Source organism: Burkholderia sp. Bp8992, assembly GCF_003853705.1.
Classification (GTDB): domain Bacteria; phylum Pseudomonadota; class Gammaproteobacteria; order Burkholderiales; family Burkholderiaceae; genus Burkholderia.
This window is the reverse complement of record NZ_QTQI01000014.1, coordinates 1-26,145: the sequence shown is the minus strand read 5'-3', so window position 1 is coordinate 26,145 and position 26,145 is coordinate 1. Positions and strand designations below refer to the sequence as shown.

26 protein-coding genes are annotated in these 26,145 nt (G+C 70.1%); 14 read left to right on the top strand and 12 right to left on the bottom strand.

Features of this window, described 5'->3' with window-relative positions; translation table 11 throughout:
* Nucleotides 1–57: 57 nt before the first annotated feature.
* The 4 genes from DIE03_RS20740 to DIE03_RS20725 all read right to left on the bottom strand — a co-directional run bounded on the left by DIE03_RS20740 (nucleotide 58) and on the right by DIE03_RS20725 (nucleotide 4,559).
* Nucleotides 58–492 (bottom strand): CHRD domain-containing protein, encoded by a 435-nt coding sequence (locus DIE03_RS20740; protein WP_124453545.1) that lies wholly within the window; start codon nucleotides 490–492, stop codon nucleotides 58–60.
* Nucleotides 493–794: 302 nt separating this feature from the next.
* Entirely contained in the window at nucleotides 795–1,568 is a 774-nt protein-coding gene (locus tag DIE03_RS20735; RefSeq protein WP_124453543.1) for a class II aldolase/adducin family protein, read from the bottom strand.
* A 437-nt stretch (nucleotides 1,569–2,005) separates the two neighbouring features.
* A complete protein-coding gene (locus tag DIE03_RS20730; RefSeq protein ID WP_124453541.1) occupies nucleotides 2,006–3,628 on the bottom strand; it encodes a phospholipase D family protein in 1,623 nt (540 codons plus the stop codon).
* A 214-nt stretch (nucleotides 3,629–3,842) separates the two neighbouring features.
* Nucleotides 3,843–4,559, bottom strand: a complete 717-nt coding sequence (locus DIE03_RS20725; RefSeq protein WP_124453539.1) for a FadR/GntR family transcriptional regulator — start codon at nucleotides 4,557–4,559, stop codon at nucleotides 3,843–3,845.
* A gap of 127 nt (nucleotides 4,560–4,686) precedes the next feature.
* Here DIE03_RS20725 and DIE03_RS20720 point away from each other — a divergent pair, with 127 nt between their 5' ends.
* From DIE03_RS20720 to DIE03_RS20705, 4 genes are read left to right on the top strand one after another with little or no spacing between them, the layout of a single operon-like run.
* Nucleotides 4,687–5,487 (top strand): (Fe-S)-binding protein, encoded by an 801-nt coding sequence (locus DIE03_RS20720; protein ID WP_124453536.1) that lies wholly within the window; start codon nucleotides 4,687–4,689, stop codon nucleotides 5,485–5,487.
* Nucleotides 5,484–6,212 carry an LUD domain-containing protein gene (locus DIE03_RS20715; protein WP_124453535.1) on the top strand — a complete coding sequence of 243 codons (729 nt, stop codon included), beginning with the start codon at nucleotides 5,484–5,486 and terminating at the stop codon, nucleotides 6,210–6,212. Before DIE03_RS20720 ends, DIE03_RS20715 begins: the two co-directional genes overlap by 4 nt.
* A complete protein-coding gene (locus DIE03_RS20710; RefSeq protein WP_124453533.1) occupies nucleotides 6,209–7,654 on the top strand; it encodes a LutB/LldF family L-lactate oxidation iron-sulfur protein in 1,446 nt (481 codons plus the stop codon). Before DIE03_RS20715 ends, DIE03_RS20710 begins: the two co-directional genes overlap by 4 nt.
* Nucleotides 7,655–7,704: 50 nt before the next feature.
* Nucleotides 7,705–9,405: a lactate permease LctP family transporter gene (locus DIE03_RS20705; protein WP_124453531.1), complete on the top strand. Its 1,701-nt coding sequence runs from the start codon at nucleotides 7,705–7,707 to the stop codon at nucleotides 9,403–9,405.
* Between the two features lie 115 nt (nucleotides 9,406–9,520).
* Here DIE03_RS20705 and DIE03_RS20700 read toward each other — a convergent pair whose 3' ends face one another.
* The 5 genes from DIE03_RS20700 to DIE03_RS20680 form a co-directional block, all read right to left on the bottom strand.
* On the bottom strand, nucleotides 9,521–10,282 hold the full coding sequence (locus DIE03_RS20700) for a M48 family metalloprotease (protein ID WP_124453529.1): 762 nt from the start codon (nucleotides 10,280–10,282) through the stop codon (nucleotides 9,521–9,523).
* Nucleotides 10,283–10,484: 202 nt separating this feature from the next.
* The gene (locus tag DIE03_RS20695) at nucleotides 10,485–11,267 is read right to left on the bottom strand and encodes a glycosyltransferase family 2 protein (RefSeq protein WP_124453527.1); all 783 of its coding nucleotides are present in this window, start codon (nucleotides 11,265–11,267) and stop codon (nucleotides 10,485–10,487) included.
* 131 nt (nucleotides 11,268–11,398) lie between these two features.
* Nucleotides 11,399–12,613, bottom strand: a complete 1,215-nt coding sequence (locus DIE03_RS20690; protein ID WP_124453525.1) for an endoribonuclease L-PSP — start codon at nucleotides 12,611–12,613, stop codon at nucleotides 11,399–11,401.
* A gap of 86 nt (nucleotides 12,614–12,699) precedes the next feature.
* Nucleotides 12,700–13,416, bottom strand: coding sequence for a 3-oxoacyl-ACP reductase FabG (gene fabG, locus DIE03_RS20685; RefSeq protein WP_124453523.1), 717 nt, complete (start codon nucleotides 13,414–13,416; stop codon nucleotides 12,700–12,702).
* A gap of 95 nt (nucleotides 13,417–13,511) precedes the next feature.
* On the bottom strand, nucleotides 13,512–13,796 hold the full coding sequence (locus DIE03_RS20680) for a phosphopantetheine-binding protein (RefSeq protein ID WP_124453521.1): 285 nt from the start codon (nucleotides 13,794–13,796) through the stop codon (nucleotides 13,512–13,514).
* Nucleotides 13,797–14,344: 548 nt separating this feature from the next.
* Between DIE03_RS20680 and DIE03_RS20670 the strand changes: the two genes are divergently transcribed.
* From DIE03_RS20670 to DIE03_RS20625, 10 genes are all read left to right on the top strand, one after another.
* Complete coding sequence (locus DIE03_RS20670) at nucleotides 14,345–14,998, top strand: hypothetical protein (protein WP_124453517.1); 654 nt, start codon at nucleotides 14,345–14,347, stop codon at nucleotides 14,996–14,998.
* A 65-nt stretch (nucleotides 14,999–15,063) separates the two neighbouring features.
* Nucleotides 15,064–16,806 carry an acyl-CoA synthetase family protein gene (locus DIE03_RS20665; protein ID WP_124453515.1) on the top strand — a complete coding sequence of 581 codons (1,743 nt, stop codon included), beginning with the start codon at nucleotides 15,064–15,066 and terminating at the stop codon, nucleotides 16,804–16,806.
* Entirely contained in the window at nucleotides 16,803–17,780 is a 978-nt protein-coding gene (locus tag DIE03_RS20660; RefSeq protein WP_124453514.1) for an acyl-CoA synthetase, read from the top strand. The genes DIE03_RS20665 and DIE03_RS20660 overlap by 4 nt, the downstream gene beginning before the upstream one ends.
* The gene (locus DIE03_RS20655) at nucleotides 17,777–18,412 is read left to right on the top strand and encodes an outer membrane lipoprotein carrier protein LolA (protein ID WP_124453512.1); all 636 of its coding nucleotides are present in this window, start codon (nucleotides 17,777–17,779) and stop codon (nucleotides 18,410–18,412) included. The genes DIE03_RS20660 and DIE03_RS20655 overlap by 4 nt, the downstream gene beginning before the upstream one ends.
* Complete coding sequence (locus DIE03_RS20650; RefSeq protein ID WP_124453510.1) at nucleotides 18,412–20,877, top strand: MMPL family transporter; 2,466 nt, start codon at nucleotides 18,412–18,414, stop codon at nucleotides 20,875–20,877. Before DIE03_RS20655 ends, DIE03_RS20650 begins: the two co-directional genes overlap by 1 nt.
* Complete coding sequence (locus DIE03_RS20645; protein WP_124453508.1) at nucleotides 20,874–21,767, top strand: polysaccharide deacetylase family protein; 894 nt, start codon at nucleotides 20,874–20,876, stop codon at nucleotides 21,765–21,767. Before DIE03_RS20650 ends, DIE03_RS20645 begins: the two co-directional genes overlap by 4 nt.
* Before the next feature lie 63 nt (nucleotides 21,768–21,830).
* Entirely contained in the window at nucleotides 21,831–23,042 is a 1,212-nt protein-coding gene (locus tag DIE03_RS20640) for a beta-ketoacyl-[acyl-carrier-protein] synthase family protein (RefSeq protein WP_124453506.1), read from the top strand.
* 8 nt (nucleotides 23,043–23,050) lie between these two features.
* A complete protein-coding gene (locus tag DIE03_RS20635; RefSeq protein ID WP_124453504.1) occupies nucleotides 23,051–23,866 on the top strand; it encodes a beta-ketoacyl synthase chain length factor in 816 nt (271 codons plus the stop codon).
* Nucleotides 23,863–24,369 carry a hotdog family protein gene (locus tag DIE03_RS20630; RefSeq protein ID WP_124453502.1) on the top strand — a complete coding sequence of 169 codons (507 nt, stop codon included), beginning with the start codon at nucleotides 23,863–23,865 and terminating at the stop codon, nucleotides 24,367–24,369. Before DIE03_RS20635 ends, DIE03_RS20630 begins: the two co-directional genes overlap by 4 nt.
* A 27-nt stretch (nucleotides 24,370–24,396) precedes the next feature.
* On the top strand, nucleotides 24,397–24,687 hold the full coding sequence (locus DIE03_RS20625) for a hypothetical protein (protein WP_124453500.1): 291 nt from the start codon (nucleotides 24,397–24,399) through the stop codon (nucleotides 24,685–24,687).
* Between the two features lie 50 nt (nucleotides 24,688–24,737).
* Here the strand turns inward: DIE03_RS20625 and DIE03_RS20620 are convergent, their stop codons facing one another.
* The 3 genes from DIE03_RS20620 to DIE03_RS20610 all read right to left on the bottom strand — a co-directional run.
* The gene (locus tag DIE03_RS20620) at nucleotides 24,738–24,971 is read right to left on the bottom strand and encodes a hypothetical protein (protein WP_124453498.1); all 234 of its coding nucleotides are present in this window, start codon (nucleotides 24,969–24,971) and stop codon (nucleotides 24,738–24,740) included.
* Between the two features lie 109 nt (nucleotides 24,972–25,080).
* Complete coding sequence (gene phbB, locus DIE03_RS20615) at nucleotides 25,081–25,824, bottom strand: acetoacetyl-CoA reductase (RefSeq protein ID WP_124453496.1); 744 nt, start codon at nucleotides 25,822–25,824, stop codon at nucleotides 25,081–25,083.
* 216 nt (nucleotides 25,825–26,040) lie between these two features.
* A partial coding sequence (locus tag DIE03_RS20610; protein ID WP_148092904.1) for a hypothetical protein occupies nucleotides 26,041–26,145 on the bottom strand: 105 nt, incomplete at its 5' end.

Here is a 26,145-nt window from a genome sequence, read left to right as displayed (position 1 = left end):
GTACGTGCGAACGTTCCCGCACCGCTCGACAGGTGCCTCTATATCAAACGCCGGCGCTCAGTTCGCCGGCATCACCTGGCCGCGGATCTCGCCGGCCGGGTGCTCCTTCGTGTGGACGTTGAAGTACCACTTGCCGCCCATCAGGTCGGTGACCTGCGCGTCGGTGAGCGCCTTCGCCCCCTTGATCGGGCTCGCCAGCTCGTCCTTCGGAATCGGCACCTGCACGCCCGCGTTCTGGCCGACCGGCGCGGGCCCGTGGAAGTGCGCGGCGGTGGCCGGCCCCGTGAGGTGCTCGTAAGTTGCCGTCCACTGCAGCGTATGGGTGGCCGTGTCGTACGTGGCGTCGACAGTACCCGAACCCTTGGTCGCCGTCGGCGGCACTTCGCTCGACGGCTGGAGATTGGCAGACAGGCGCACCGATTCGGCGGCAGCGCTGCCGGCGGCCAGCACGCCCGCGAGTAACGCGACCTGGAGCAAACGCAGCTTGAGCATGGACTCTCCTTGTACGACGTTGTACGCCGCCCGGAACGGGGGCGCCAGACAGGATGGTAGTCGATCGCCGCCGTTGCGGGAGTCCGCCGAACGGCCATGCAGCGAATCGTCGCAGCGTCGCGTCAGTCTGCGTCAACCTGGAACGGACTTTTGCAACCTGACGGCTGAATCCGCGCGCGGCCTTTCGCTACACTTCGTTTCACAGTTGCTTGTTTCCTTCGTCCGAAGGAGTCTGCGAGTATTCACGCGGCCACCCGGCCGCGTTTTTTTGCGTGTGCCGCCGGCACGCGCGGCACGTCAGGTCATGCGCGATAGCCGGGATCGATGCGATCGACGATACGCTGCAGCGCGTCGAACGCGTCCTGCCCCGCGCCATGCTTCGGATCGAAATTCAGCGAATCGCGCACGCATCCCTCGAGCACCGGCGGCGCGATCGGCAGCGGGCCGCCGATCGCATGCGTCGCGACCTGCACCTCGCATGCACGGTTGAGCAGCCACATCAGCGAGAACGTCTGCGCGAGCGTCGCGCCGATCGTCACCGGGCCGTGGTTGCGCAGCAGCAGCACGGGCCGCCCGCCCGCGCTCTCGACGATGCGCCTGCCCTCCTCGAGATGCACGGTGATGCCCTCGAAGTCGTGATACGCGATCTTCCCGTACAGCTGCGCCGAATAGAAGTTGGAAAACGACAGCCCGTCGCGCGAACAGCACACGGCCATCGTGGGCGTCGTGTGCACGTGCATCACGCAATGCGCGTCGGGCAGCGCCGCATGGATCGCGCTGTGAAACGTGAAGCCCGCCGGATTGATCGGCCAGTCGGAATGCCCGATCACGTTGCCGTCGATGTCGATCTTCACGAGGTTCGACGCGCACACCTCGCGGTAATGGAGCCCGAACGGGTTGATCAGGAAATGCCCGTCCTCGCCCGGCACGCGCAGCGAAATGTGGTTGTAGATCAGCTCGGTCCAGCCGAGGGTGTCGAAGATGCGGTAGGCGGCCGCAAGCTGCACGCGCGCCTGCCATTCGGCTTCGGAGAAGCGGGAAGGACGCGCGAACGGCTGGTTCGGTACACGTTGCATGGGGAACTCCGGTTGCGGGTGGGCGCAGCACACGTGGCGCGGGCCGCCGGGGCGCATCGCCACACCGCCATGATGGTTGCGGACACAACCATATCACCTTCCCCGAGCCGCGTTAACGCGGGTTTAGCCGGAGCGCTTCCGTCCCCTTAGGGCCTGTTCACGCTAATAACGGGCTTGCGAACGTGCCTTGCCGGTCGCAATGCAAGGAGGGAGGAGCGCCGTTTGGCCGCGCCAAACAAGCGACGATCGACGCCGCAGTGCGGCCGGCAAGGCACGTTCCCCTGTTTTTTGGAAAATTCATTCGTGGGGCTGGCCCCCAGAAGGGCCGATCGCCGCGTCATGCTCCTTGCGAATACGTCGAGTATTCGCTGCGTCGCATTCCTTGCGCTCGGCCCTTCTGGGGGCCAGCGCAAGCCCGTTATTAGCGTGAACAGGCCCTAAAGCTGGTCGTCGACCGGCAGCAGCATGAAGATGCCCGTCATCAGGTTGCGCAGCAGCCCCGCGTGCGGATCGACGTGATAGGTCGTCGGCTTGCCGTCGTCGATGCCCGTCCACTCGAGTCCGGGCGACCCGCCGCCCGCCGGCGTGACGAGGCTCACGCGATAGCTTTCGTCCGGCTGCGTCGCGCGCGCGAAGATCTTCGCGGCCTGCTCCGCGAGCGCCGGGCTGTGGATCACCAGTGCCAGTTCGGTATTCAGGTGCACGGAACGCGGGTCGAGGTTCATCGAGCCGATCACGAGGATCTTCCGGTCGATCACGTACGCCTTCGCGTGCAGGCTCGCACGCGAGCGCGACCCGAACAGGCGCGGGCGCGGGCTGCCCGGCTGCGCCTTGAACTCGTACAGCTCGACGCCGCGCTGCAGCAACGGCACGCGGTACGGCCCGTAGCCAGCCTGCACGGCGACCGCGTCGGTCGCGGCAAGCGAATTCGTCAGGATCGCGACGCGCACGCCGCGCGCGGTCGTGTCGCCGAGAATCTTCACGCCCGCGTCGTGCGGCACGAAGTACGGCGAGAACGCGAGGAATTCCTGCTGCGCGCCACGCGTCAGCTCGGCGAGCCGCTGCATCGGCGGGCTCACGTATGCGTCGGTCGGCCGCGCGACCTTGTCGGGCGCGTCGACCTTGAATTCGGCCGGCGCCCACACGAGCTCGAGCGCGTCGCGCGCGATCTGCTGCGCGAGCGGCGTCGCATTCAGCGGCTTCGCGTTGTACGGCTCGGCGTTCTGGCGCCAATGAGCGCGCAGCTCGTCGCGCATCGCATCGAGATCCTTCGGATCGAACGTCTGATGATTCAGCGCACGCAACGGATAGCTGCTCGCGCTCGACCAGTACGTGTCGAAGCTCGCCGAGACGTCGTTCGTCACCGGGCCGGCGGCGAGCACGTCGAGATCGCGGAACTGCAGCGTCGGGCTCGCGCTGAAGTATTCGTCGCCGAGATTGCGGCCGCCGACGATCGCGATCTGGTTGTCCGCGATCATCGCCTTGTTGTGCATCCGGCGCGTGAAGCTGTCGATGCGCGTGAAGAAGTCGGTCGTGCGCTCGACCATGCCCTGCGACGCGCCGAACGGGTTGAACACGCGGATCTCGATGTTCGGGTGCGTGTTCAGCGCGGCCATCACGCGGTCGATGTCGCGGAAGTTCAGGTCGTCGACCAGCATCCGCACGCGCACGCCGCGGTCGGCCGCGTAGAGCGCCGCGGCGAGCAGCAGCTTGCCCGTCGTGTCCTCGGTCGCGATGTAGTACTGCATGTCGAGCGTCTTCGTCGCAGCGCGGGCGAGCGCGATGCGCATCTGCAGCGCTTCGGCGCCTTCCGGCAGCAGCCGGAAACCCGACTGGCCCGGATGCGCGGCTTCGGGTGCGGCCAGCGCGTCGCGCAGCGGCGTCGCGGTATCGGGCGGCAACGCGTGGGACACCGGGCGATCGAGCGTGGTGGCGGGCGGATGCGTCGCGCACGCGGCGACGAGCGACAGCAGTGCGCAGACGGCCAGCGCACGGACCGGGCGGCATGCGGCACGCCACGACGGCGCGGCCGGCGCGCGCCGGATGAAAGACGTGAGCACGGGAGTTTCCTCGACTGGCGGAACGACGGTCCGCATTCGCCGCGGCGCGCGGCTGGCGCGCGGTTCCGGCCGATTCTAGTGGGCGGCCGGCGAACCGGTCAATCGCGCAGGCGGCACCTGGCGCCCCGCGCGCGGCCCGCTGCCGGCACGCGATGCCCGGGCGCGCCCGATTCGCCCGTCGGACGGGCGTCGAATGGAAGCGGTCCGACCAATCTCACGGCGCACCGTCATTGCGCTCGAAATGACTGCGCACGTAGTCGATATGCGTCTGCATCGCGGTGCGCGCCTCTTCTGGCCGCTGCGCGCAGATCGCGTCGCACACGACGCGATGCTGCAGCAACAGCAGCTCGGACGCCTGCTCGTCTACTGTCGTCATCCCGGCCACGTTGATCGAGATGTGCTCGCGCAGCATCCCGATCACGCTCGTATGCAGGTGCAGGAACATCGTGTTGTGGGACGCGAGCGCGATCGCCTCGTGCAGCTTCGCGTCGGTCGCGGCTTCGACGGCCGCGTCGTCGTTCGCGTGCGCGGCTTCGAGTTCGCGCAGCAGCGCGCGGATCCGGCGCCGGTCGTTTGCATCGGCCCGCATCGCGGCGAAATACGCGGTCGCGCCTTCGAGCACGCGGCGGAATTCGAGGATGTCGTCGCGCAGCGCCGGATGATCGGCGACCAGTTGCCCCCACGGCGACGCAATGCCCGCGCGCAACTGGTCCGTCACGTAAACGCCCGCGCCGCGCCGGCTCTGCAGCAGCCCGCGCGCGACGAGCCGCTGGGTCGCCTCGCGCACGGTATTGCGCGCGACACCGTACTGCTGCGCGAGCACGCGCTCGGCCGGCAGCCGCGCGCCGGCCGGCCAGGTGCCGTCGAGCAGCGCCGTCTCGATCTTGCGCATCACCACTTCGGTCCGGCCCCGTGCCGTCATCGCTGCCATCGTCGCGTCTCCCTGCGGAATGCCTGTTGCACCGATTGGCCCAACCAATTTGAGCTGCGGCGCCGTCGCGGGAATTATGCAGCGAAATCGTCGACCCGCATGCGGGCCGTCGCCCCTGGAGCGAGACATGAACGAAAGGCAGTACCCCGCCGCCGTCCCCGCGCACGTCTATCTGTTCGCGACCTGCCTGGTCGACCTGTTCGTCCCCGAAGCGGGGCTCGACGCGGTCCGCCTGCTGGAACGCGAAGGGTTGACCGTCCACTATCCGCGCGGCCAGAGCTGCTGCGGGCAGCCGGCCTACAGCAGCGGCAATCCCGACGAAGCGCGCCGCGTCGCGGCCGCGCAGCTCGACCTGTTCGCCGAGCCGTGGCCCGTGATCGTGCCGTCCGGCTCGTGCGCGGGCATGATCCGGCACCATTGGCCGGCGCTGTTCGCCGATGATCCCGTCAACGGTCCGAAGGCGCGTGCGATTGCCGACCGGACCTACGAACTCGCGGAATTCCTCGTTCATGTGCTCGACGTGCAACTCGACGCGGCCACGGCCACCGCCGGGCCCGACGAGCGCGTCGTACTGCACACGTCGTGCGCGGCACGCCGCGAGATGGGCACGCGCGTGCACGGTGTCGCGCTCGTCGACGCACTGCCGGGCGTCACGCGCATCGAACACGCACGCGAATCCGAATGCTGCGGCTTCGGCGGCACGTTCTCGCTGAAACATCCGGACATCTCCGGCGCGATGGTGCGCGACAAGGTCGCATCGGCCTGCGCGACCGGCTGCGACCGGCTCGTGTCCGCAGACTGCGGCTGCCTGCTGAACATCGGCCACGCGGCGGCCAAGGCCGGCGCGCCGCTGCCGGTCGAGCATCTCGCGAGCTTCCTGTGGCGCCGCACGGCCGGCGCCGCATCGTTGCGCGGAGACAAGCAATGAGCGCGCGCGCCGCCATCCTCGCGCGTCTGCGCACGGCCGCCCCGGGCGTCGCCGCGACGGCCGCCCCCGCGCTCGACGCGCGCATCGACACGCATTACGCCATGCACCGCGCGTCGGCCGAACGCGACCCGCAGGCGCTCGCGCAGGCCATGCAGGCCGCACTGACCGCGTCGCACGCGGACGTGTGGTGCGCAAGCGCCGACGCATGGCCCGCGCAGCTTGCCGCGCGCCTTGCCGACGCCCGCGTGCGCCGCTTGCTGCTCGACCCGGCCCGCGCGGAAGCCGCGGCGCTCGCCCGCGCACTGCCCGATACGGTCGCGCTCGTGCCGTTCGACCGGCCGATCGACGCATGGAAGGCCGAACTGTTCGACACGATCGACGCGGGCTTCACCGTCGCGCGCTCGGGCATCGCGGCGACCGGCACCGTCGTCCTCGCACCCGATGCCGGCACGCCGCGCACGGTGTCGCTGGTGCCGCCGCTGCACATCGCGCTCGTCCACGCGAACACGCTGCATGCGGACCTGCACGCGGCCGTGCACGCGGAGCGCTGGCACGCCGGCATGCCGACCAACCTCGTGCTGGTGTCGGGGCCGTCGAAGACCTCCGACATCCAGCAGACGCTCGCCTATGGCGCACACGGCCCGCGCCGCCTGTGGGTCGTGATCGTCACCGATTCGGCGGCCGCCCCGTCGGCCGCACCCGCCAGCGAGGAGCAGCCGCGATGAGCGAACAGACACTGCAATTCGTCGCCCCCGGCGACTTCAAGGCCCGCGCACGCGCCGCACTCGACGATCCCGCGTTGCGCCAGAGCTTCCGCGGCGCGATGGACTTCCTGCAGGGCAAGCGCGCGACGCAGTTTCCCGACGACACCGAACTGCAGCAGCTGCGCGATCTCGGCGAAGCCGTCCGCCAACATGCGCTCGCGCAACTGCCCGCGCTGCTCGAACGGCTGGAGACGAAGCTCACCGAAGCCGGCGTGCACGTGCACTGGGCCGAGACGGCCGCCGACGCGAACGCGATCGTGCTCGGCATCGCGCAGGCGAAGAAGGCGCGCCGCGTGATCAAGGGCAAGTCGATGGCGAGCGAGGAAATCGAGCTGAATCATTACCTCGCGGAGCACGGCGTCGACTGCATCGAATCCGACATGGGCGAGTTCATCGTGCAGCTCGCGGGCGAGAAGCCGTCGCATATCGTGATGCCGGCGATCCACAAGACGCGCGGCGACATTGCCGAGTTGTTCGAGGCACACATCCCCGGCACGCGCTATACGGAAGATGTCGACGAACTGATCCAGACCGGCCGGCACGCGCTGCGCCGCGCGTTCGCCGAAGCGGACATCGGCCTGTCCGGCGTCAATTTCGCGGCGGCCGACACGGGCACGCTGTGGCTCGTCGAGAACGAAGGCAACGGCCGCCTGTCGACGACGGTGCCCGATACGCACATCGCGATCATGGGGATCGAGAAGGTCGTCGAGAAGCTCGAGCACATCGTGCCGCTGTCGAGCCTGCTCACGCGCTCGGCCACCGGCCAGGCGATCACGACCTACTTCAACCTGATCTCGGGCCCGCGCCGCGACGGCGAACGCGACGGCCCGCGCGAGCTGCATCTCGTGCTGCTCGACAACGGCCGCACGCAGGCGTACGCGGACGAACAGCTGCGCGCGACGCTGCAGTGCATCCGCTGCGGCGCGTGCATGAACCACTGCCCCGTCTACACGCGCATCGGCGGCCACGCGTACGGCACGACCTACCCGGGCCCGATCGGCAAGATCATCTCGCCGCACCTGCTCGGCCTCGACGCGACGGCCGACCTGCCGACCGCATCGACGCTGTGCGGCGCATGCGGCGAGGTCTGCCCGGTGCGGATCCCGATCCCGCAACTGCTCGTGCGGCTGCGCACCGAGGCGAACCGCAAGCCCGACGAACCCGTCGCGCACCCGCTGCGCGGCCAGGGCGCGAACTACAACCGCGCGGAAGACCTCGTGTGGCGCTTCTGGTCGGGCGCGTTCGCGCACCCGCGCGCGTACCGTGCGTTCCGCTGGACCGCGACGCGCCTGCATGCGCTGACGCCCGCGAGACAGATGGGCTGGACACAGCACCGCACGCCGCTCGAACCGGCGCCGCGCAGCCTGTCCGACCTGCTGCGCGCACGCGGCCAGCCCGAATAGCGCAGCCGCTTTCAAAGCCGTACCCCTAACAATCCATGGAGGAGACACCCATGCAGGTTTGGCATCAGATCTACACACCGCTCGGCAGCCTCGGGCTGTCGGCATTCGTCGCCGCGATTCCGATCATCTTCTTTTTCATCGCGCTCGCCGCGCTGCGGATGAAAGGCCATGTCGCGGCCGCGATCACGCTGCTGCTGGCGCTCGGCGTCGCGATCCTCGCGTACGGAATGCCCGTGCCGCAGGCGCTTGCCGCAGCCGGCTTCGGCTTCGCCTACGGCCTGTGGCCGATCGCGTGGATCATCGTCGCGGCCGTGTTCCTGTACAAGATCGTCGTGAAGACCGGCCAGTTCGAGATCATCCGCGCGTCCGTGCTGTCGATCACCGACGACCAGCGCCTGCAGATGCTGCTGATCGGTTTCTCGTTCGGCGCGTTCCTCGAAGGCGCCGCCGGCTTCGGCGCGCCCGTCGCGATCACGGCCGCGCTGCTCGTCGGCCTCGGCTTCAAGCCGCTGCATGCGGCCGGACTGTGTCTGATTGCAAACACCGCGCCGGTCGCGTTCGGCGCGATGGGCATTCCGATCATCGTCGCCGGCCAGGTGACGGGCATCGACGCGTTCCACATCGGCGCGATGGCCGGCCGCCAGTTGCCGCTGCTGTCGCTCGCGGTGCCGTTCTGGCTCGTGTTCATGATGGACGGGCTGCGCGGCGTGCGGCAGACCTGGCCGGCCGCGCTCGTCGCGGGCGGCAGCTTCGCGCTCACGCAGTACTTCACGTCGAACCACATCGGGCCCGAGCTGCCGGACATCACGTCGTCGCTCGTCAGCCTCGTCGCGCTCGCGGCGTTCCTGAAGGTGTGGCAGCCGCGCACCGCGAAACAGCCGGCCGGCGGCCTCGTCGCGTCCGGCGGCGGTGCGGCGCTGGCCTGGTCCGGTGCGGGCGGCAGCGGCTTCGGCGCGAGCCGGCAGGCGTCGCCGTACACGCTCGCGCAGACGGTGCGCGCGTGGTCGCCGTTCCTGATCCTGACGGCCGTGGTCACCGTCTGGAGCATCGCGCCGTTCAAGGCGCTGTTCGCCGCGCACGGCGCGCTCGCGTCGACTGTGCTGAAGTTCCATGTGGCCGGGCTCGACCAGCTCGTCGTGAAGACCGCGCCGATCGCCGCGACGCCGAAGGCGCTCGAAGCGGTGCTGAAGATCGATCTGCTCTCGGCGGTCGGCAGCGCGATCCTCGTGACCGCGCTGATCTCGATGGCGCTGTTGCGGATGAAGCCGCGCGACGCCCTCGGCACGTTCGGCGAAACACTGAAGGAACTGACGCGCCCGATCCTGTCGATCGGCCTCGTGCTCGCGTTCGCGTTCGTCGCGAACTACTCGGGGATGTCGTCGACACTCGCGCTGATGCTGGCCGCGACGGGCGCCGCCTTCCCGTTCTTCTCGCCGTTCCTCGGCTGGCTCGGCGTGTTCCTGACGGGCTCGGATACGTCGTCGAACGCGCTGTTCTGCTCGCTGCAGCAGGCCACCGCCCATCAGCTCGGCCTGCCCGAAACGCTCGCGGTCGCCGCGAACACGACGGGCGGCGTGACCGCGAAGATGATCTCGCCGCAGTCGATCGCGGTCGCATGCGCGGCGACGGGCCTCGTCGGCAAGGAGTCCGAGCTGTTCCGCTTCACGGTGCGCCACAGCCTGCTGTTCGCGGTGATCGTCGGGTTGATCACGCTCGTGCAGGCGTATGTGCTGCCGGGAATGGTGCCGTAAGCGGCGCGCAGGCAGGCCTCAAAAACAAAACCCCACGCCCGGACGAGCGTGGGGTTTTTCCTGTCGCGCAGCGATCGCCGGCACGGGCAGGCGATGCGTGATGCGCGTGGCGCGATCAGCTGCCCTTCGCGATGCGATCCTGGATGTGCTGCGCACGGCTCGACGACGACGGGTGCGAGCTCATCATCGAGCTCTTGCCGCCGTCCAGCTGCGCGAGCTTCTGGAACGCGGTGACGAGGCCCTTCTGGTTCATGCTCTTCTGCTTCATCAGGTCGAACGAGTAGTCGTCCGCCGCGCTTTCCTGCGTCTGCGAGAATTGCGCGTTGATGAACTTCTCGGTGATGTCGCCGAGCTGCGAGCTCGACAGGGCCGCCACGCCCGGCGATGCCGCGCCGGCCGCGGTGCGCGCCGCGCTCACCGCGTACGCCGTCTGCATCGCCTTCTTCGAGTGACCCAGTGCAACGTGGCCCATTTCATGACCGATCACGCCGCGCAGCTCGTCGTCGTTCATCATGTCCATCAGGCCGCTGTACACGCGCACGCAGCCGTTGCCCATCGCCCACGCGTTGACGTCCTTGGTCATGTAGACCTTGTAGTTGATCTTCTGGCCGTTCAGCGTCATGTCGCCGAAGCCCTTCATCACCTTCGTCAGGCGCTTCGCGTACGCGCTGTTCGCCGGTGCGATCTTCGACTCGGCGTCGCTGGACTTGCACGATTCGTTCGACAGTGCGGCGATGTCGCTGTCCGACAGCGTCGCCGCCTTGTACAGGTTGGTCCCCGCCGACGCCAGGCTGTTCGCGTCAAGGCTCTGTACCCCGCCGCATGCGCTCAACAGGAACGCCACGCCACACGCTGCCACCGCTTTCTTGAGTTGCATCCCGGAATCCCTCGATAGTTGTATTTGGGAGCGGCGATTTTGCATAATCCGGCAGAAAATTACCAGATGTTTACATCAGATGACACACTCATTACTCGACGAATCGAAACGATGCGGCGCTTGGCTGCCGAATTGACGACGGAAAATGCAGCAATCGCCGCGCTCGGGCGGCGATCGGGCAGGAAAACGGGCGGGCTACCGCTCAGGCGGTCTGGTCGCGGCGCCGCGTCAGCCGCCGTGCAACCAGCATCGGCAGCCGCACCGCGAAGCCGGTGAACAGGCGCAGGTGCATCCACGCGAGCAGCGCGTTGTCACGGCCATAGTGAAAGTGCGAGACGCCGCCCTCGTGCCGGCCGAAATAGCGTACCGGCGCGTCGATGCGGATCGGGCGCACGCCGGCCCAGCACAGCCGCACGGCCGCTTCGGGATCGAAGTCGAAACCGCGCATCCACGGCTGGCGCCGCATGATCGCCGCGAGCGGCGCGACCGGATACACGCGAAACCCGTAAAGCGAATCGCCGATGCCGGCCCACAGCGTCTCGAGGTCGGCCCAGGCGTTCGACAGCCGGCGGCCCTGCACGCGCAACTGCGGCGCGCTCGCGTCGAACTTCGGCACGCCGAGCACCATCGCGTCGGGCGCGGCCTGCGAGGCGGCCATGAAGGCGGGAATCAGGTCGGCCGGATGCTGGCCGTCGGAATCCATCGTCAGCACGTGCGTGAAGCCGCTCGCGGCCGCCGCGTCGAGCCCCGCGAGCACCGCGGCGCCCTTGCCGCGATTCTCCGGCAGCACGATCACGCGCAGGCCGGGATCGCGCTCGGCCATCGCCTGCAGCCGTTCGGCGCTGCCGTCGGTGCTGCCGTCGACGACGACCCACACCGGGTTCCACTGCGCGCGCGCAGCGCGCACGGTCGTGTCGACCTTGACGCCCGGGTTGTAGCTCGGGATCAGCACGAGATGGGTGGACGAGGCGTGCAGCTTGGACATGGAAACAGCCGATTGCGAAGTCGGAGATCCTGACAAAAGTTTATGACTTGCCGGCGAACGGCGGCAGGTTTCGTCGACCAGGACATCGTCGACGCCGTGCGCCGATTGCCGGATCGTGAGGTTCTCGCGTTTCATGACAGCCACTCCATTGCATGCCCGGCGCTGGCCTCGATCTCGACCAGCAGGTCGTCGCGGCACACGTCCGCGTGAACGAACAGCGGCCGCACGTGAGGGCCGGCCGCGTCGCGCAGCACCCGCCCGATCGCGGCCAGCGCCGCAGCATCGCCGGCGTCGCGCACGTAGACGCGATAGCCCAGGTCGGCGAGCGAGAACGGGCCATGCCCCTGCCGCGCGGCCTGCTCGAGCACGGCAGCGAGGTTGGCGACCGTCTCGTGCGTCTGCGCGACGACGTCGTCGTGATGCACGGTGCGGTGCCCGACGATGCTCGCGGTGCCCGATACGAACAGCACCGGCGCCGCGTCGCCATCGGCCCATGCGGCAGCGCGCGCGAACGTCGGCGCACGCGGGCCATACTGCGCCGGGTAGTGGTACGCGCTGACCTGGCGCGGATTCTCGACCGGATCGGCCGGCGTGCGGCTCGCGAGGAAATGGATCGCGAGCGGCGCGGCCGGCGGCGCATCGCCGGCGACCGGCACGACCGAGCCGAGCGCGCACGCGGCCGGCACGCCGCCCGTCAACGCACGACGGCACGCGTCGAACGCATGCTGGCGGCCGATATTGAACTGACGATAGCGCTCGACGCCGAACTGCACCGCGTTGATCGCCGGCACCGTATTCCAGATACGCAGCGGATGCGGCATGCCGAGCGCATCGAGCAGGTCGAACAGCATGCGGTAGGCATCGAACGTCGCGCGCTCGAGCGGCGTACCGCCGTCGTGCCGGGCGTCGTGCGTGGCGTGCGCCTCGTTCAGGACGATGCTGCCGAACACGAGGCCTGCCGTTTCGCTGTAGCGGTAGTGCAGCGCGCCGTGCCGTTCGCTGCGCAGGTCGTGCGCATCGCATTGCCAGATCTCGCAGACGGCATCGTCCGGCGCGGCATCGGCGCCGAGCAGCGCCATCTGCACCGGTGCGACCGGCAGGTGGGGCACGCGATCGGCGAGCAACCGTTGCGCCGCATCGGCATGCGAGCCGGCCGCGCCGATGCACACCGCACCCAGCGCGCCCGGCACGACGTGCTCGAGTCGTGCATCGTCCAGCAACGCGACGAGCCGCGCATGGCTCATCTGGACGAGTCGCAGTGCACGGTCGCCGCCGCGCGCGAACGGCGCGGTGGCGGACGGCAGCGAACACGGGCGCCGTTCGGCGTCGACTGGATGCACGGACACTTCGATTTCCTCACTATGCGGCGCAGGCCGCGCGGCAACGCGGCCCTGTGCCGCGTTGCGTTACTCGACGGATGCGGTGCGCGTCGTCACGCGAGCCCGCCGTTGACGGACAGCACCTGCCCCGTCACGTAGGCCGCGGCGTCGGACACGAGATACGCGACCATCGCCGCGACTTCGTCGGGCCGGCCCGCGCGTTGCGCGGGCACGAGCTGCTTGATGCGTTCGGCGGGGAACGCCTGTTCGGCCATCGGCGATTCGATGATGCCGGGCGCCACCGCGTTCACGGTTATGCCGCGCGACGCGAGCTCCAGCGACAGCGACTTCGTCGCGCCGATCAGCCCCGCCTTCGCGGCCGCGTAGTTGACCTGCCCGCGGTTGCCGGTCACGCCGGCCACCGACGCGATGTTGACGATCCGCCCGCGCCGCGTGCGGATCATCGGCAACAGCAGCGGCTGCGTGACGTTGAAAAAGCCGTTGAGCGTCACGTCGATCACGCTGTGCCACTGCCCGCGCGACATGCCGGCCATCGGCGCGTCGTCGTGAATGCCCGCGTTGTTGACGAGGATCTGCACCGGCGACTCGTCGATGAACGGCTTCAACGCGGCGAGCGTCGCATCGGCGTCGGTCACGTCGAACGCGATCGCGTGCGCGGTGCCGCCGGCCGCCACGATCTGCTGCGCGACGGCCTCCGCCTGCGCGAGATGGCGGTTCGCATGCACCCACACTTCATGGCCGGCCTGCGCGAGCGCCGCGCAGATCGCCTGCCCGAGTGCGCCGCTGCCGCCCGTCACGAGCGCCCGCATCGAATTGCTCCGTTCATCGCGTTTCACCTCGATCGACGCGGCGTCGATTCGTCCTTCGCTCGCCGCCGCGTACCGTCATTCACTGCGCGCCGCCGTCACTTCGTGCGATGCGCGGCGACGTACGCAGCCAGCGCGCCGAGCGTCGCAAAGATCTTCTGGTTGTCCGGATTGTCCGAGCGCAGCTCGAAGCCGTATTTCTTCGAGATCAGCAGCGCGATTTCCAGGATGTCGATGGAGTCGAGCCCGAAACCTTCGCCATACAGCGGGGTGTCGGCCGTCACTGTATCGAGCGGGACGTCTTCGAGATTCAGTTCGCCGATGATCAGCGTGGCGAGCTCTTGTTCCAGTGCGTTCATCATGCGTGCGGGCAGGCGGCCCATGGCAGCGGGAGGCGCCCGGAAACGGCAACCGTCGTGCACGCCCGGCGCGTGCAAATCTCCGTCCCTCCGGCGTCTGCCGGCTTCCCCGCCTGCGTTATCTGGGGATTGTTTGTAAAAGTTACGCGGATTCTAGACGAAGGGTATCGGGCCGTATACCGCGAATGGTTACAGACTGGCGAGCCGGCGTCGCGGCCCGTTTCGGCACACGAATGCACGAGACGCTTGAGCCGCTTTGGATGGAAATGGACCGACCCCGCGAAACCGTTCGCCCGGTGCCATACAATCGGTTACAAAACCCGGTCGCACCGGCTCCGAACACGCCGTGCCGCGGCCCTAAAATGAGCGTGCCCGACCACCGGCCCGGACCCGCGTCCCGGCCGCCATTCATATGATGTTTGACGGCCCGACACGACGTGTCCGGCCACGATCCGCCCGATGTCTCCAGTCATGCCGCGTCCTCCGTTCCGCTCCGTTCCGGTTCGCCCGCCCGTCCGCCGCCGTGCCGCAGCTGCCGGCCCGTGCCCGCGCCATGCGCACGGGGGTAGCCGATGAGCAGGCTGCTGTCCGTCCTGCGCGGCACCGCGGCAGTCGGCGCCGTGGCGGCCTACCAGGTGGGCGCGCACTACGCGACCGCGACGCCGGGCGCGCACGGCTTCGGCCTCGCGATGGCGCTCGTGCCGCCGCTGCTGCTCGCGCTCGGCGCGGCGCTGCGTTCGCCGCGGCGCGCATGGCTCGCGCCGGCTTGGCTGCTGGCGGCCGCCGCGCTGTGGGCCGCGCGCGCGCCGCTCGCGCAGCACTTCGAATGGGGCCTGTATCTGGAACACGCGAGCTTCAACCTCGCGATGGCGCTGCTGTTCGGCCGCACGCTCGCCGCCGGCCAGGTGCCGCTGTGCACGCGCTTCGCGGCGATGATCCACGGCACGGTCACGCCGGCCGTCGCACGTTATACGCGGCAGATCACGCTCGCGTGGACGCTGTTCTTCGTCGCGACCGCCGCCGTGTCGACGCTGCTGTTCGCGACCGCGCCGATCGTCACGTGGTCGACGTTCGCGAACTACCTGTCGCTGCCGCTCGTCGCCGTGATGTTCGCCGCCGAGCATGCGTGCCGGCGTTTCGCACTGCCGCACGAACCGCGGCCGCGGATGGCCGACGCGGTGCGCGCCTATCGCGCGACGACACACGCGTCGCAGGCGTCACGATGAATTCATGACCGGTGTGCCGCCGCGCACGCGGCCGCACCGGCCTTCGCTCCCGTTTTGACCGATTTATGCCGACTCACCCGCTGGTATTTCATTCCTCGCCGGACCAGACGATCGCCTGGCGCGACGGCACGCCCGTCACCGTGCGCACGTTCGTCGCCGACGTCGCGCGCGTGGCCGCCGGGCTGCCCGCCGGCGGCCACGTGTTCAACGTGTGCCGCGACCGCTACCGTTTCGCGGTCAGCCTGTGCGCGGCGCTCGTCGCCGGCAAAGTCAGCCTGCTGCCGTCGACGCACACGCCGGAAATGGTCCGCCAGCTCGCCTCGTTTGCCCCCGACGCGTTCTGCCTGCACGACGCATCCGACTGCGCGATCGACCTGCCGCGCTTCGCGTATCCCGACGCCGCGCCCGGCGAGCTGGAAAGCGATGCGCCGTTCGCCGTCCCGCAGATCGATGCGGCGCGGATCATGGCCTACGTGTTCACGTCCGGCTCGACCGGCGCGCCGGTGCCGCACCGCAAGACCTGGGGTTTCCTGGTCGGCTGCGTGCGCGCGGCGGCCGACCGCCTCGGGCTGCTCGACGGCCGCGCGGCCGCGCTGATCGGCACGGTGCCCGCGCAGCACATGTACGGCTTCGAATCGACGGTGCTGCTCGCGCTGATCGGCGGGCTCGCGTTCAGCAACCGCCAGCCGTTCTACCCGGTCGACATCCGCGACGAACTCGACGCGATCCCGCAACCGCGCGTGCTCGTCACGTCGCCGATCCACCTGCGCGCGCTGCTGTCCGCCGGCCATGCGCTGCCGCCGGCGGCACTCGTGCTGTCGGCCACCGCGCCGCTGTCGGAAAAGCTCGCATGCGAAGCCGAGGCCGCGCTCGACGCGCCGCTCGTCGAGATCTACGGCAGCACCGAGACCGGCCAGATCGCGACCCGCCGCACGTCGCGGGGCGCAGCATGGGAGCTGTTCCCGGACATCCGCCTCGACGCGCGCGACGAACCGGACGGCGACGACAGCGGACCGACCGTATGGGTGTCGGGCGGACACGTGGAAGCGCCCGTGCCGATGGGCGATGCGCTCGAACTGCTCGGCGACGGCCGGTTCCTGCTGCACGGCCGCAAGGCCGACCTCGTCAACATCGCCGGCAAGCGCACGTCGCTCGCGTACCTGAACCACCAGCTCAACGCGATTGCCCAGGTGGTCGACGGCGTGTTCTTCATGCCCGACGAAGCCGCACCGGCGCACGGCGACACGCACCTCGAGCCGGTCACGCGCCTCGTCGCGCTCGTCGTCGCGCCGACGCTCACGGTCGCCGATCTGCAGCGTGCGCTGCGCGAGCGCATCGACTCCGCGTTCATGCCGCGCCCGCTCGTGTTCGTCGACGCGCTGCCGCGCAACGAAACGGGCAAGCTGCCGCGCGACGTGCTGGCCGCGCTCGTCGCGCAGCATGCGCGCGCCGCGGCCGCGCCGATGCCCGAACGCGACACGGCCGCCGCGCCCGCACTCGCGTTCACGGTTCCCGCCGACCATCCGGCGCTGCCCGGCCACTTCCCCGGCCATCCGGTCGTGCCGGGCGTCGTGCTGCTCGATCACGCGATCCACGCGATCGGCACGGCGCTGAACCGCCCGCTGCACGCGTGGCGGCTCGGTTCCGCGAAATTCCTGAGCCCGGTCGCGCCGGGCGAACCGCTCGATCTCGCGTACGACGCCGCGGCCAGCGGCGCGATCCGCTTCACGCTGCGCGCCGGGTCGCGCGAGGTCGCGACCGGCGTGCTGTCCGCGCCGCCGGCCGCGCAGGATGGCACGCAGCCATGAAGCGCACCGCGTGGGCCGAACGCCAGGAGCGCAGCAACGCCGGTTTGCTGCGCACGATGACGTGGATTTCGCTGCGCTTTGGCCGGTCGCGCGCGCGCATCGTGCTGCACCTGATCGCGACGTACTTCGTGCTGTTCTCGCCGGTCGCGTGCGCCGCGTCGCGCGACTACCTGCGCCGCGTGCTCGGCCGCCCCGCGCGCTGGCGCGACGTGTACCGGCACGTGTTCACGTTCGCGGCGACGATCCACGACCGCGTCTACCTGATGAACGGGTGCTTCGACCTGTTCGACATCCGGCTGCACGGCGAGACGCTCGTCGACGATGCGCTCGCGGGCGGCCGAGGCGCGTTCCTGATGGGCGCGCATCTCGGCAGCTTCGAGGTCGTGCGCGCGATCGGCCGCACGCACCCGGACCTGCGCGTCGTCGTCACGATGTACGAGAAGAACGCACGCAAGATCAACGCGACGCTCGCCGCGGTGAACCCGGCCGCCAAGCCGGAAGTGATTCCGCTCGGGCAGGTCGACTCGATGCTGAAGGTGCGTGAACGCCTCGACGCGAACTGCATGGTCGGCATGCTCGCCGACCGCACGCTGCTCGACGACGCGGCCGCGTCGCTACGGCGGCTACCGCTGCTCGGCGCGCCGGCCGCGTTCCCGCTCGGGCCGCTGTACATGGCCGCGATGCTGAAGCGCCCGGTGATCTTCATGACGGGCCTCTATCGCGACGGCAACCGCTACGACGTGCACTTCGAGACACTCGCCGACTTCTCCGAGGTGCGGCGCGACACGCGCGCCGCGGCCGTCGACGCGGCACTCGCGCGCTACGTCGCGCTGCTCGACAAGTACTGCCGCGCGGCGCCGTACAACTGGTTCAACTATTTCGATTTCTGGCAAGGCGGCGATGCCGCGGCCGCGCGCCGCGACACGGCGCACGCCGGTGCCGACCTGGCCGCCACGAGGGATTCCGACGCATGACCGCCGCTCGCCGCCTTCCGCTTCCATTCGCGCTGCACCGCGCCGCCCGCCTGCTCGCCGCCACCGCCGCCGCGATCGCGCTGGCCGTGCCCGCGCACGCGGCCGATACGGCACCGGCATGGAACCTCGACCGGCTGATGTCGACGCTCGCGCAGCACAAGTCGGGACGCGCGACGTTCACCGAGACGAAATACCTGTCGATCGCCACGCAGCCGGTCGAATCGTCCGGCGAGCTCGTGTTCGTCGCGCCCGATCATCTCGAAAAGCACACGCTGAGCCCGAAGCCCGAACACCTCGTCGTCGACGGCGACATGCTCACGGTCGAGCGCAACAACCGCAAGTTCACGCTCGCGCTCGCGCGCTATCCGGAACTCGGCGCGTTCATCGACAGCATCCGCGCGACGCTCGCCGGCAACCGGTTCGCGCTCGAGCAGGTGTACAAGGTCGCGCTGTCCGGGCGCGGCGACGACTGGACGCTGACGCTCACGCCGCTCGACTCGCGGATGCTGAAGGTCGTCAGCACGATCACGCTCGACGGCACGCGCGACGTATTGCGCAGCGTCGCGATCCGGCAGGCCGACGGCGATCATTCGGTGATGCGCCTGCAACCCGTCGCCGCGAGCCCGAACTGATGGACGAACGCACGCGCCCCTCCCCCGTCGCTCGCCGCCTGCACGCATGGCGGCAGCGTGCGGTGCTCGTGTGGCTGCTCGCGCTCGTCGCGTGCGGCGTCGCGATCGGGCGCGCGCACTTCACGGCCGACCTGTCCGCATTCCTGCCGGGTTCGCCGAGCGCCGGGCAGCGCGTGCTCGTCGACCAGTTGCGCGACGGCATCGTGTCGCGGCTGATCCTCGTCGCGATCGACGGCGGCGATGCGGCCACCCGCGCCGCCCTGTCGCGGCGCGTCGCCGGCGCACTTCGCACCGATCCGCAATTCGCGGCCGTGCACAACGGCGAAGCCGCGAACGACGCGCGCGACCGGCAATTCGTGTTCGATCACCGCTACCTGCTGAGCCCGGCCGTCACGCCGCAGCGCTTCAGCGCCGACGGCCTGCACCAGGCGCTCGGCGACAGCCTCGACCTGCTGAGTTCGTCGGCCGGCCTCGTCGCCAAGGCGATGCTGCCGCACGACCCGACCGGCGAAGTCAGCGCGCTCGTCGACCAGCTCGACAGCGCGGCCCAGCCGGCGAGCCGCGACGGCGTGTGGGCATCGCGCGACGGCGCGCGCGCGGTGCTCGTCGTGCAGACGGCCGCCGCCGGCTCCGATACCGACGCGCAGGCACGCGCGATCGACACGGTGCGCCGCGCGTTCGCCGCAGCGCAGCAGGCCACGCCGAATGCGGCCGCGACGGCGCTCGCGATGACCGGCCCAGGCGTGTTCTCGGTCGACACGCGCGACACGATCCGGCACGACGTCGAGCGCCTGTCGACGGCGAGCGTCGTACTGATCGTCGCGCTGCTGCTGACGCTGTACCGTTCGCCGCGCACGCTCGCGCTCGGGCTGCTGCCGGTGCTGACGGGCATCGCGGCCGGGATCGCGGCGGTCGGCATCGCGTTCGGCACGGTCCACGGGCTCACGCTCGGCTTCGGCACGACGCTGATCGGCGAAGCCGTCGACTATTCGATCTACCTGTTCGTGCAGTCGGCGCAGGCCGGCACGCGCGGCACCACGCGCCCGGGCGATGCGACGCGCGCCTGGGTCGCCGCGTACTGGCCGACGATCCGGCTCGGCGTGCTGACGTCCGTGTGCGGTTTCGCGTCGATGCTGTTCTCCGGATTCCCGGGCCTCGTGCAGCTCGGACTGTATTCGATCGTCGGGCTGACGGCCGCCGCGCTCGTCACGCGCTTCGTGCTGCCGCACCTGCGCGGCGAGCAGGTCGCGATCCGCGATGTGTCGCGCATCGGCGCGGTGCTTGCACGCGCGGCCGATGCCGCGCCGCGGCTGCGCTGGCCGCTTGCCGTGCTCGTGGTCGCCGCGATCGTGACGCTCGTCCTGCATCGCGACGCGCTGTGGAGCCGCGAGCTCGCCGCGCTCAGCCCCGTGCCGGCGCAGGCGCAGGCACTCGACGCGCGGCTGCGCGCCGACGTCGGCGCGCCCGACGTGCGCTACCTCGTCGTGATTGCCGCGCCGACCGAACAAGCCGCGCTCGAAGGCGCGGAGAAAGTGGCCGCGCAGTTGCAGCCGCTCGTCGACCAGGGTGCGCTCGCCGGTTTCGAAAGCCCCGCGCGCTACCTGCCGAGCGACGCCGCGCAGCGCACGCGCATCGCGAGCCTGCCGGATGCGAACGTGCTCGCCGCCCGGATGCGCGACGCCGTCGCGAACCAGCCGATCGCGGTGAAGCCCGACCTGTTCGCGCCGTTCGTCGCCGACGTCGATGCCGCGCGCCACGCCCCGCTGCTGACGCGCGCGGACCTGCGCGGCACGTCGATGGCGCTCGCCGTCGATGCGCTGCTGACCGAACGCGACGGCCGCTGGAGCGCGATGCTGTCGCTGCGCGCGCCGGATGCCGCGCGCACCGCACCGCCGGCGTCCGGCCTCGATGCCACGCCGATTCGCGCGGCCGTCGAGCGCGCGGGCGTGCCCGATGCGCTGTTCGTCGACATGAAGGCCGAAGCCGATCGCCTGTACGTGAGCTACGTGCACGAGGACATCCGGCTGTCGCTCGCAGGGTTTGCCGCGATCGCCGTGCTGATGCTGGTCGCGCTGCGTTCACCGCGCCTGGCCGTGCGTGCGCTCGCGCCGCTCGTCGCGGCCGTGCTGGTGGTGACGGCCGGCTTCGCGCTGGCCGGCGTGCAGCTGACGATCCTGCACCTCGTCGGGATGCTGCTGATCGTCGCGGTCGGCTCGAACTACGCGCTGTTCTTCTGCAAGCGCGACGACGCGCAGCCCGTGACGCCCTGCACGCTCGTGTCGCTGCTGATCGCGAACCTCGCGACCGTCGCCGGCTTCGGGCTGCTCGCGCTGTCGCGCGTGCCGCTGCTCGAAACCTTCGGGCTGACCGTCGGCCCCGGCGCGATGCTCGCGCTCGCATTCGCGGCGATTCTCGCGCCGCGTGCGGCGGCGCCCGGCGAGCGTCATCGACGGAGTCCGGCATGAACGCGCCGTCGTCCATTCCATCGCATCCGGCCGGCGAGATGCGCCGCTGGAAACCGACGCCGCTGATCGCGGGGACGGCCGTGCTGCATGCGGGTGCGGCGGCCGCCGTCGTCGCGCAACCGGCCACGTGGCCGTGGGCCGTCGGCGGCGTGGTCGCGTCGCATCTCGCGCTGACGGCCGCCGGGCTGTGGCCGCGCAGCGTGCTGCTCGGCCCGAACTGGACGCGCCTGCCGGCGGGCACCGGCCGCAAGATCGCACTGACGATCGACGACGGCCCCGACCCGGACGTCACGCCGCGCGTGCTCGACCTGCTCGACCGTCACGACGCGCGTGCGACGTTCTTCTGCATCGGCGATCTCGCGCGCCGTCATCCGCAGTGGATCGAGGCGATCGTCGCGCGCGGCCATGCGATCGAGAATCACAGCCAGCGACACCGGCATACGTTCTCGCTGTCGGGGCCCGCCGCGCTGCGGCGCGAGATCGCGACCGCGCAGCAGACGCTGACCGAGATCGCCGGCACGCGCCCGCTGTTCTTCCGTGCGCCGGCCGGACTGCGCAATCCGTTTCTCGAACCGGTGCTGTGCGAACTCGGCCTGCAGCTCGCCAGCTGGACGCGGCGCGGCTTCGACACGCGCGCGCGCGATGCCGCGACCGTCACGCGCCGCCTGCTGCACGGACTCGACGCGCGCGACATCCTGCTGGTGCACGACGGTCACGCGGCACGCGATGCGCGCGGCGAACCGGTCGTGCTCGACGTGCTGCAGGCGGTGTTGCGTGCAGCCGCCGATGCGCAGCTGCACTGGACCACGCTGCGCGCGGCGCTCGCGCCCGAACCGCCCGGCCAGCCGGGCCAGTCGGGCGGTTCGGCACCCCCGTTTGATAAAATCTGACCTCGAACGGCGCGCTCGCCAGCCCTGCTGCGGCGCCCGTTCCGGCCACCGGATGCGACCCTCGTGAAACCTCTCCTGCTCTCGCACTTCACCGCCACCAGCTGCATCGGCCGCGGCCTCGACGCGACCCGCGACGCGCTGCGCCACGCTCGCGGCGGGCTGACGCCGTGCAACTTCGAGCGCGCGGACCTCGACACGTGGATCGGCGCGGTGGACGGCGTCGACGCGCAACCCGTGCGCAACGATCTCGCCGACTTCGAATGCCGCAACAACCGCCTCGCGCAGCTCGGCCTGACGCAGGACGGCTTCGACACCGCCGTCGCCGCGGCCGTCGCGCGCTACGGCGCGGCACGCGTCGGCGTGTTCATCGGCACGAGCACGGCCGGCATCCTTGAAACCGAGCACGCGTACCAGCGGCGCGATCCGGCCAGCGGCGCGCTGCCGGCCGGCTTCCGCTATGCGCAGACGCACAACCCGTATTCGCCGGCTGCGTTCGTGCGTGCGTATTTCGCGTTGCGCGGGCCGGCGATGGCGGTCTCGTCCGCGTGTTCGTCCGGCGCGAAGGTGTTCGGCTCCGCACGGCGCATGATCGAGGCCGGGCTGATCGATGCGGCGGTCGTTGGCGGCGTCGATTCGCTGTGCCTGACGACGCTGTACGGCTTCAATTCGCTCGAACTGCTGTCGCGCCGGCCGTGCCGGCCGTTCGACGTCGCACGCGACGGCATCTCGATCGGCGAGGCCGCCGCGTTCGCGCTCGTCGAGCGCCTGCCCGAGCCGCCCGCCGCGCTCGACGACGACGCGATCCTGCTGCTCGGCATCGGCGAATCGAGCGACGCACATCACATGTCGTCGCCGCATCCGGAAGGGCTCGGCGCGCGCACGGCGATCGAGCAGGCGCTCGCGTCCGCCGGCCTCGGCGCGCACGACATCGACTACGTGAACCTGCACGGCACCGCGACGCCGAGCAACGACGCAGCCGAAAGCCGTGCAATCGGCGCGCTGTTCGCCAGCACGCCGTGCAGCTCGACGAAGGGCGCGACCGGCCATACGCTCGGCGCGGCCGGCGCGCTCGAAGCCGTCGTCGCCGCGCTCGCGCTGCGCGACCAGTTCGTGCCGGCCGGCGTCAACACGACGCAACCCGACCCGGCACTCGTCGCCGACTACGTGCTCGCGAGCCGCGACACGCGCGTGCGCGCCGTCCTGTCCAATTCGTTCGGCTTCGGCGGCACGAATTGCAGCCTGATCCTCGGCCGCGCCGATCACGCCAGCCGCTGAGGCCCGTCATGACACTTACCGCCTTCATCGAAAGCATCGGCCTCGTCGGGCCCGGATTGAACGACTGGCCGCATGCGGCCGACGTGCTCGCGGGCCGCGTGCCCTATGCCCCTGCCCGCACCGAGCTGCCGCCGCCGGCCGGGCTGCCGTCGGCCGAGCGGCGCCGCACGGGGCCCGTCGTGCGCACGGCGCTCGCGGTTGGCCACCAGGCGGTGGCCGCGAGCGGTCGCGATGCCGCGACGCTCGCGACCGTGTTCAGCGCATCCGGCGGCGACGGCCAGAATTGCCACGCGATCTGCGAAACGCTGGCCGGCGACGATCGCCAGCTGTCGCCGACCCGTTTCCACAACTCCGTGCACAACGCGCCGGCCGGCTACTGGAGCATCGCGACCCGCGCGATGGCGACGTCGAACGTGCTGTGCGCGCACGACGGCAGCTTCGCCGCGGGCCTGCTCGAGAGCCTGTGCCAGGTCGTCGTCGACCGCGTGCCGACGCTGCTGGTCGCGTACGACACCGACTATCCGGAACCGCTGCGCGCGGTGCGGCCGATCGACGATGCATTCGGCGTCGCACTCGTGCTCGCGCCCGATGCGAGCGAACGCACGCTCGCCCGCATCGACGTACAGCTCACCGACGCCCCCGCGACGACACTCGCGAATGCGGAACTCGACGCGCTGCGCGCCGGCAATCCGGCCGCGCGCGTGCTGCCGTTGCTCGACGCACTCGCGACGCGGCATTCGACGCGCATCGTGCTCGATTACCTGGACGATGCGCGCGTGCAGGTCGACGTCGCGATGCCTGCACCCGTCGCGGAGCGCGCATGACGACCACCACGCGCCCGCTTGCGCCGCCGCTCGACCACGCATGGATCGCCGCGCACATTCCGCACGGCGGCGCGATGTGCCTGCTCGATACGGTCGATGCATGGGATACCGAACGGATCCGCTGCACGGCGACGAGTCATCGCGATCCGCACAACCCGCTGCGCGCGCACGGCCGGCTCGCGTCGGTCTGCGGCATCGAATATGCGGCGCAGGCGATGGCCGTACACGGTGCGCTGCTCGGTGCGCACGAGGAGCGTCCGCGCGCCGGTTATCTCGCGAGCGTGCGCAACGTCGACGCGTTCGTCGAGCGGCTCGACACGTTCGAGCCGCCGCTCGTCGTCGACGCGGAACGCATGAGCGGCGACGGCCGCTCCGTGCTGTACGGCTTCACGCTGCGCTGCGGCGATCGTCTGTTGCTGTCCGGCCGCGCCGCGGTGATGCTCGACGCATCGGCCGCCGGCGCGTTTCAACCGGCGCCTGCCGGCACCACGAATCCTCGCTGAAGAGGCCAACCCCAAGGAAACCAGGTCGTGAAAGTTCGTCAGTTCATTGGCACCGCGCTCGTTCTGGCGCTGATCAGCCCGATCGCGCACGCGGACATGTCGGAAGTGAAGCAGGACATCAAGCGCGATTCGAAGGAAGCCGCGCACAAGACGGGTGAAGCGGCACGCAGCTTCGGCCACGCGACCGCGAGCGCCGCGAAGGCGGTCGGGCACGGCGTCGCGCATGCGTCGCGCGAAGGCTGGGATGCCACCAAGCGCACGACAAAGCGGATCTTCCACAAGAACGACTCGGGCGAGTCGGCCGGCAAGAGCGATTGATCACGCCTCCCGCGCGCATCGCCTGAGGCATGCGCGCAGGGCGTGATGAATCATCGGCCGCGACGCGCCGGACCTGCGTCAACGCGCCCCGCGCATGCGGCGTGCCTGCCTGCCGGCCTGCGCGCGAAGCACCGGCCGTACGCGACGAGCCAGCAATCGCGGTGATCGAAGTTCCGCAGCAGCCGCGCGCGGCGCCGCTCGAGCCAGTAGAGCGAGACCGCCATCGTCAGCGCGACGGCCAGTGCCGTGCCGCCGATCGCGAGTCCCATCCAGGTGTCGCCCATGCGTTCTCCGGAATGCGAGGCCGAAGCGGCGCGCCTGCCGCCGCCCCGGCACGGGATAGTGGGGAACGCGGCCCGGCACGTGCGCGAGCGCCATGCGGGCCGCCGCGCGTCAGTGCATGTGCTGGCCGCCGTTGATCGCGATGTTGGAGCCCGTCACGAAGCCGGCCTCCTCCGAGCACAGGTACGCGACCAGCGCCGCGACTTCCTCGGGCTTGCCGAGCCGGCCCGCCGGAATCTGCGGGAGGATCTTCGAGTCGAGGATGTCCTGCGGGATCGCCGTCACCATCTTCGTCGCGAGATAGCCCGGCGACACGGTGTTCACCGTCACGCCCTTGCGCGCGACCTCGAGCGCGAGCGATTTCGTGAAACCGTGCATGCCGGCTTTCGCGGCCGCATAGTTGGTCTGGCCGACCGAACCCTTCGAGCCGTTCACCGACGAGATGTTGACGATACGGCCCCAGCCGCGCTCGACCATGCTTTCGCAGACGGGCTTCGTCATGTTGAAAACCGAGTCGAGGTTCGTGCGGATCACCGCATCCCAGTTGACCTTGTCGAGCTTGCGCAGCGTCATGTCGCGCGTGATGCCGGCATTGTTCACGAGAATGTCGACCGGGCCGATGTCCCGCACGATCTTCTCGATGCATTGCTGGCACGAATCGTGATCGGCCACGTCCACCGGGTACGCATGGAACTCGCGGCCGGCCGCATGCATCTCGGTCAGCCAGCGGTCCGCGCCGGCGTTGTTCGGCGAATACGTGACGACTACCCGGTGGCCCGCGTCGTTCAACCTGATGCTGACCGCTTCGCCAAGACCGCCCATTCCACCTGTCACAACTGCAATTCGCTTAGTCATCCTATAAATTACCGACAAAAAAGTAATCGATGAATGCGGGGCGGCGGCATCGTACCGGCTGCCGCCCCACCGCTTCGATGCGCAGCCGCCCGCGTCGCGGGCGCGGCACGCACCGGAACCTCGCGCTTGTTATTGACTGCCTGTCGTGCGCGAAACCTGCCTGGTTCGCCCGCGACGCCGGCCGGCGCCGCGGCGAACCGCGTCGTCAGATCCTGCTCAGGCGCGCTCGACCGCGAGCGCGACACCCATCCCGCCGCCGATGCACAGCGACGCCAGCCCGCGCTTCGCATCGCGCTTGACCATCTCGTGCAGCAGCGTCAC

What these genes read in the sequence shown, in the direction of transcription:
- DIE03_RS20645 (WP_124453508.1), top strand. Translation starts at nt 20,874, where the DNA reads ATGAACGCGCCGTCGTCCATTCCATCGCATCCGGCCGGCGAGATGCGC.
- DIE03_RS20715 (WP_124453535.1), top strand. Translation starts at nt 5,484, where the DNA reads ATGAGCGCGCGCGCCGCCATCCTCGCGCGTCTGCGCACGGCCGCCCCG.
- DIE03_RS20720 (WP_124453536.1), top strand. Translation starts at nt 4,687, where the DNA reads ATGAACGAAAGGCAGTACCCCGCCGCCGTCCCCGCGCACGTCTATCTG.
- phbB (WP_124453496.1), bottom strand. Translation starts at nt 25,824, where the DNA reads ATGACTAAGCGAATTGCAGTTGTGACAGGTGGAATGGGCGGTCTTGGC.
- DIE03_RS20670 (WP_124453517.1), top strand. Translation starts at nt 14,345, where the DNA reads ATGAGCAGGCTGCTGTCCGTCCTGCGCGGCACCGCGGCAGTCGGCGCC.
- DIE03_RS20635 (WP_124453504.1), top strand. Translation starts at nt 23,051, where the DNA reads ATGACACTTACCGCCTTCATCGAAAGCATCGGCCTCGTCGGGCCCGGA.
- DIE03_RS20695 (WP_124453527.1), bottom strand. Translation starts at nt 11,267, where the DNA reads ATGTCCAAGCTGCACGCCTCGTCCACCCATCTCGTGCTGATCCCGAGC.
- DIE03_RS20630 (WP_124453502.1), top strand. Translation starts at nt 23,863, where the DNA reads ATGACGACCACCACGCGCCCGCTTGCGCCGCCGCTCGACCACGCATGG.
- DIE03_RS20735 (WP_124453543.1), bottom strand. Translation starts at nt 1,568, where the DNA reads ATGCAACGTGTACCGAACCAGCCGTTCGCGCGTCCTTCCCGCTTCTCC.
- DIE03_RS20620 (WP_124453498.1), bottom strand. Translation starts at nt 24,971, where the DNA reads ATGGGCGACACCTGGATGGGACTCGCGATCGGCGGCACGGCACTGGCC.
- DIE03_RS20725 (WP_124453539.1), bottom strand. Translation starts at nt 4,559, where the DNA reads ATGGCAGCGATGACGGCACGGGGCCGGACCGAAGTGGTGATGCGCAAG.
- DIE03_RS20740 (WP_124453545.1), bottom strand. Translation starts at nt 492, where the DNA reads ATGCTCAAGCTGCGTTTGCTCCAGGTCGCGTTACTCGCGGGCGTGCTG.
- DIE03_RS20705 (WP_124453531.1), top strand. Translation starts at nt 7,705, where the DNA reads ATGCAGGTTTGGCATCAGATCTACACACCGCTCGGCAGCCTCGGGCTG.
- DIE03_RS20680 (WP_124453521.1), bottom strand. Translation starts at nt 13,796, where the DNA reads ATGGGCCGCCTGCCCGCACGCATGATGAACGCACTGGAACAAGAGCTC.
- DIE03_RS20700 (WP_124453529.1), bottom strand. Translation starts at nt 10,282, where the DNA reads ATGCAACTCAAGAAAGCGGTGGCAGCGTGTGGCGTGGCGTTCCTGTTG.
- DIE03_RS20710 (WP_124453533.1), top strand. Translation starts at nt 6,209, where the DNA reads ATGAGCGAACAGACACTGCAATTCGTCGCCCCCGGCGACTTCAAGGCC.
- fabG (WP_124453523.1), bottom strand. Translation starts at nt 13,416, where the DNA reads ATGCGGGCGCTCGTGACGGGCGGCAGCGGCGCACTCGGGCAGGCGATC.
- DIE03_RS20650 (WP_124453510.1), top strand. Translation starts at nt 18,412, where the DNA reads ATGGACGAACGCACGCGCCCCTCCCCCGTCGCTCGCCGCCTGCACGCA.
- DIE03_RS20655 (WP_124453512.1), top strand. Translation starts at nt 17,777, where the DNA reads ATGACCGCCGCTCGCCGCCTTCCGCTTCCATTCGCGCTGCACCGCGCC.
- DIE03_RS20665 (WP_124453515.1), top strand. Translation starts at nt 15,064, where the DNA reads ATGCCGACTCACCCGCTGGTATTTCATTCCTCGCCGGACCAGACGATC.
- DIE03_RS20660 (WP_124453514.1), top strand. Translation starts at nt 16,803, where the DNA reads ATGAAGCGCACCGCGTGGGCCGAACGCCAGGAGCGCAGCAACGCCGGT.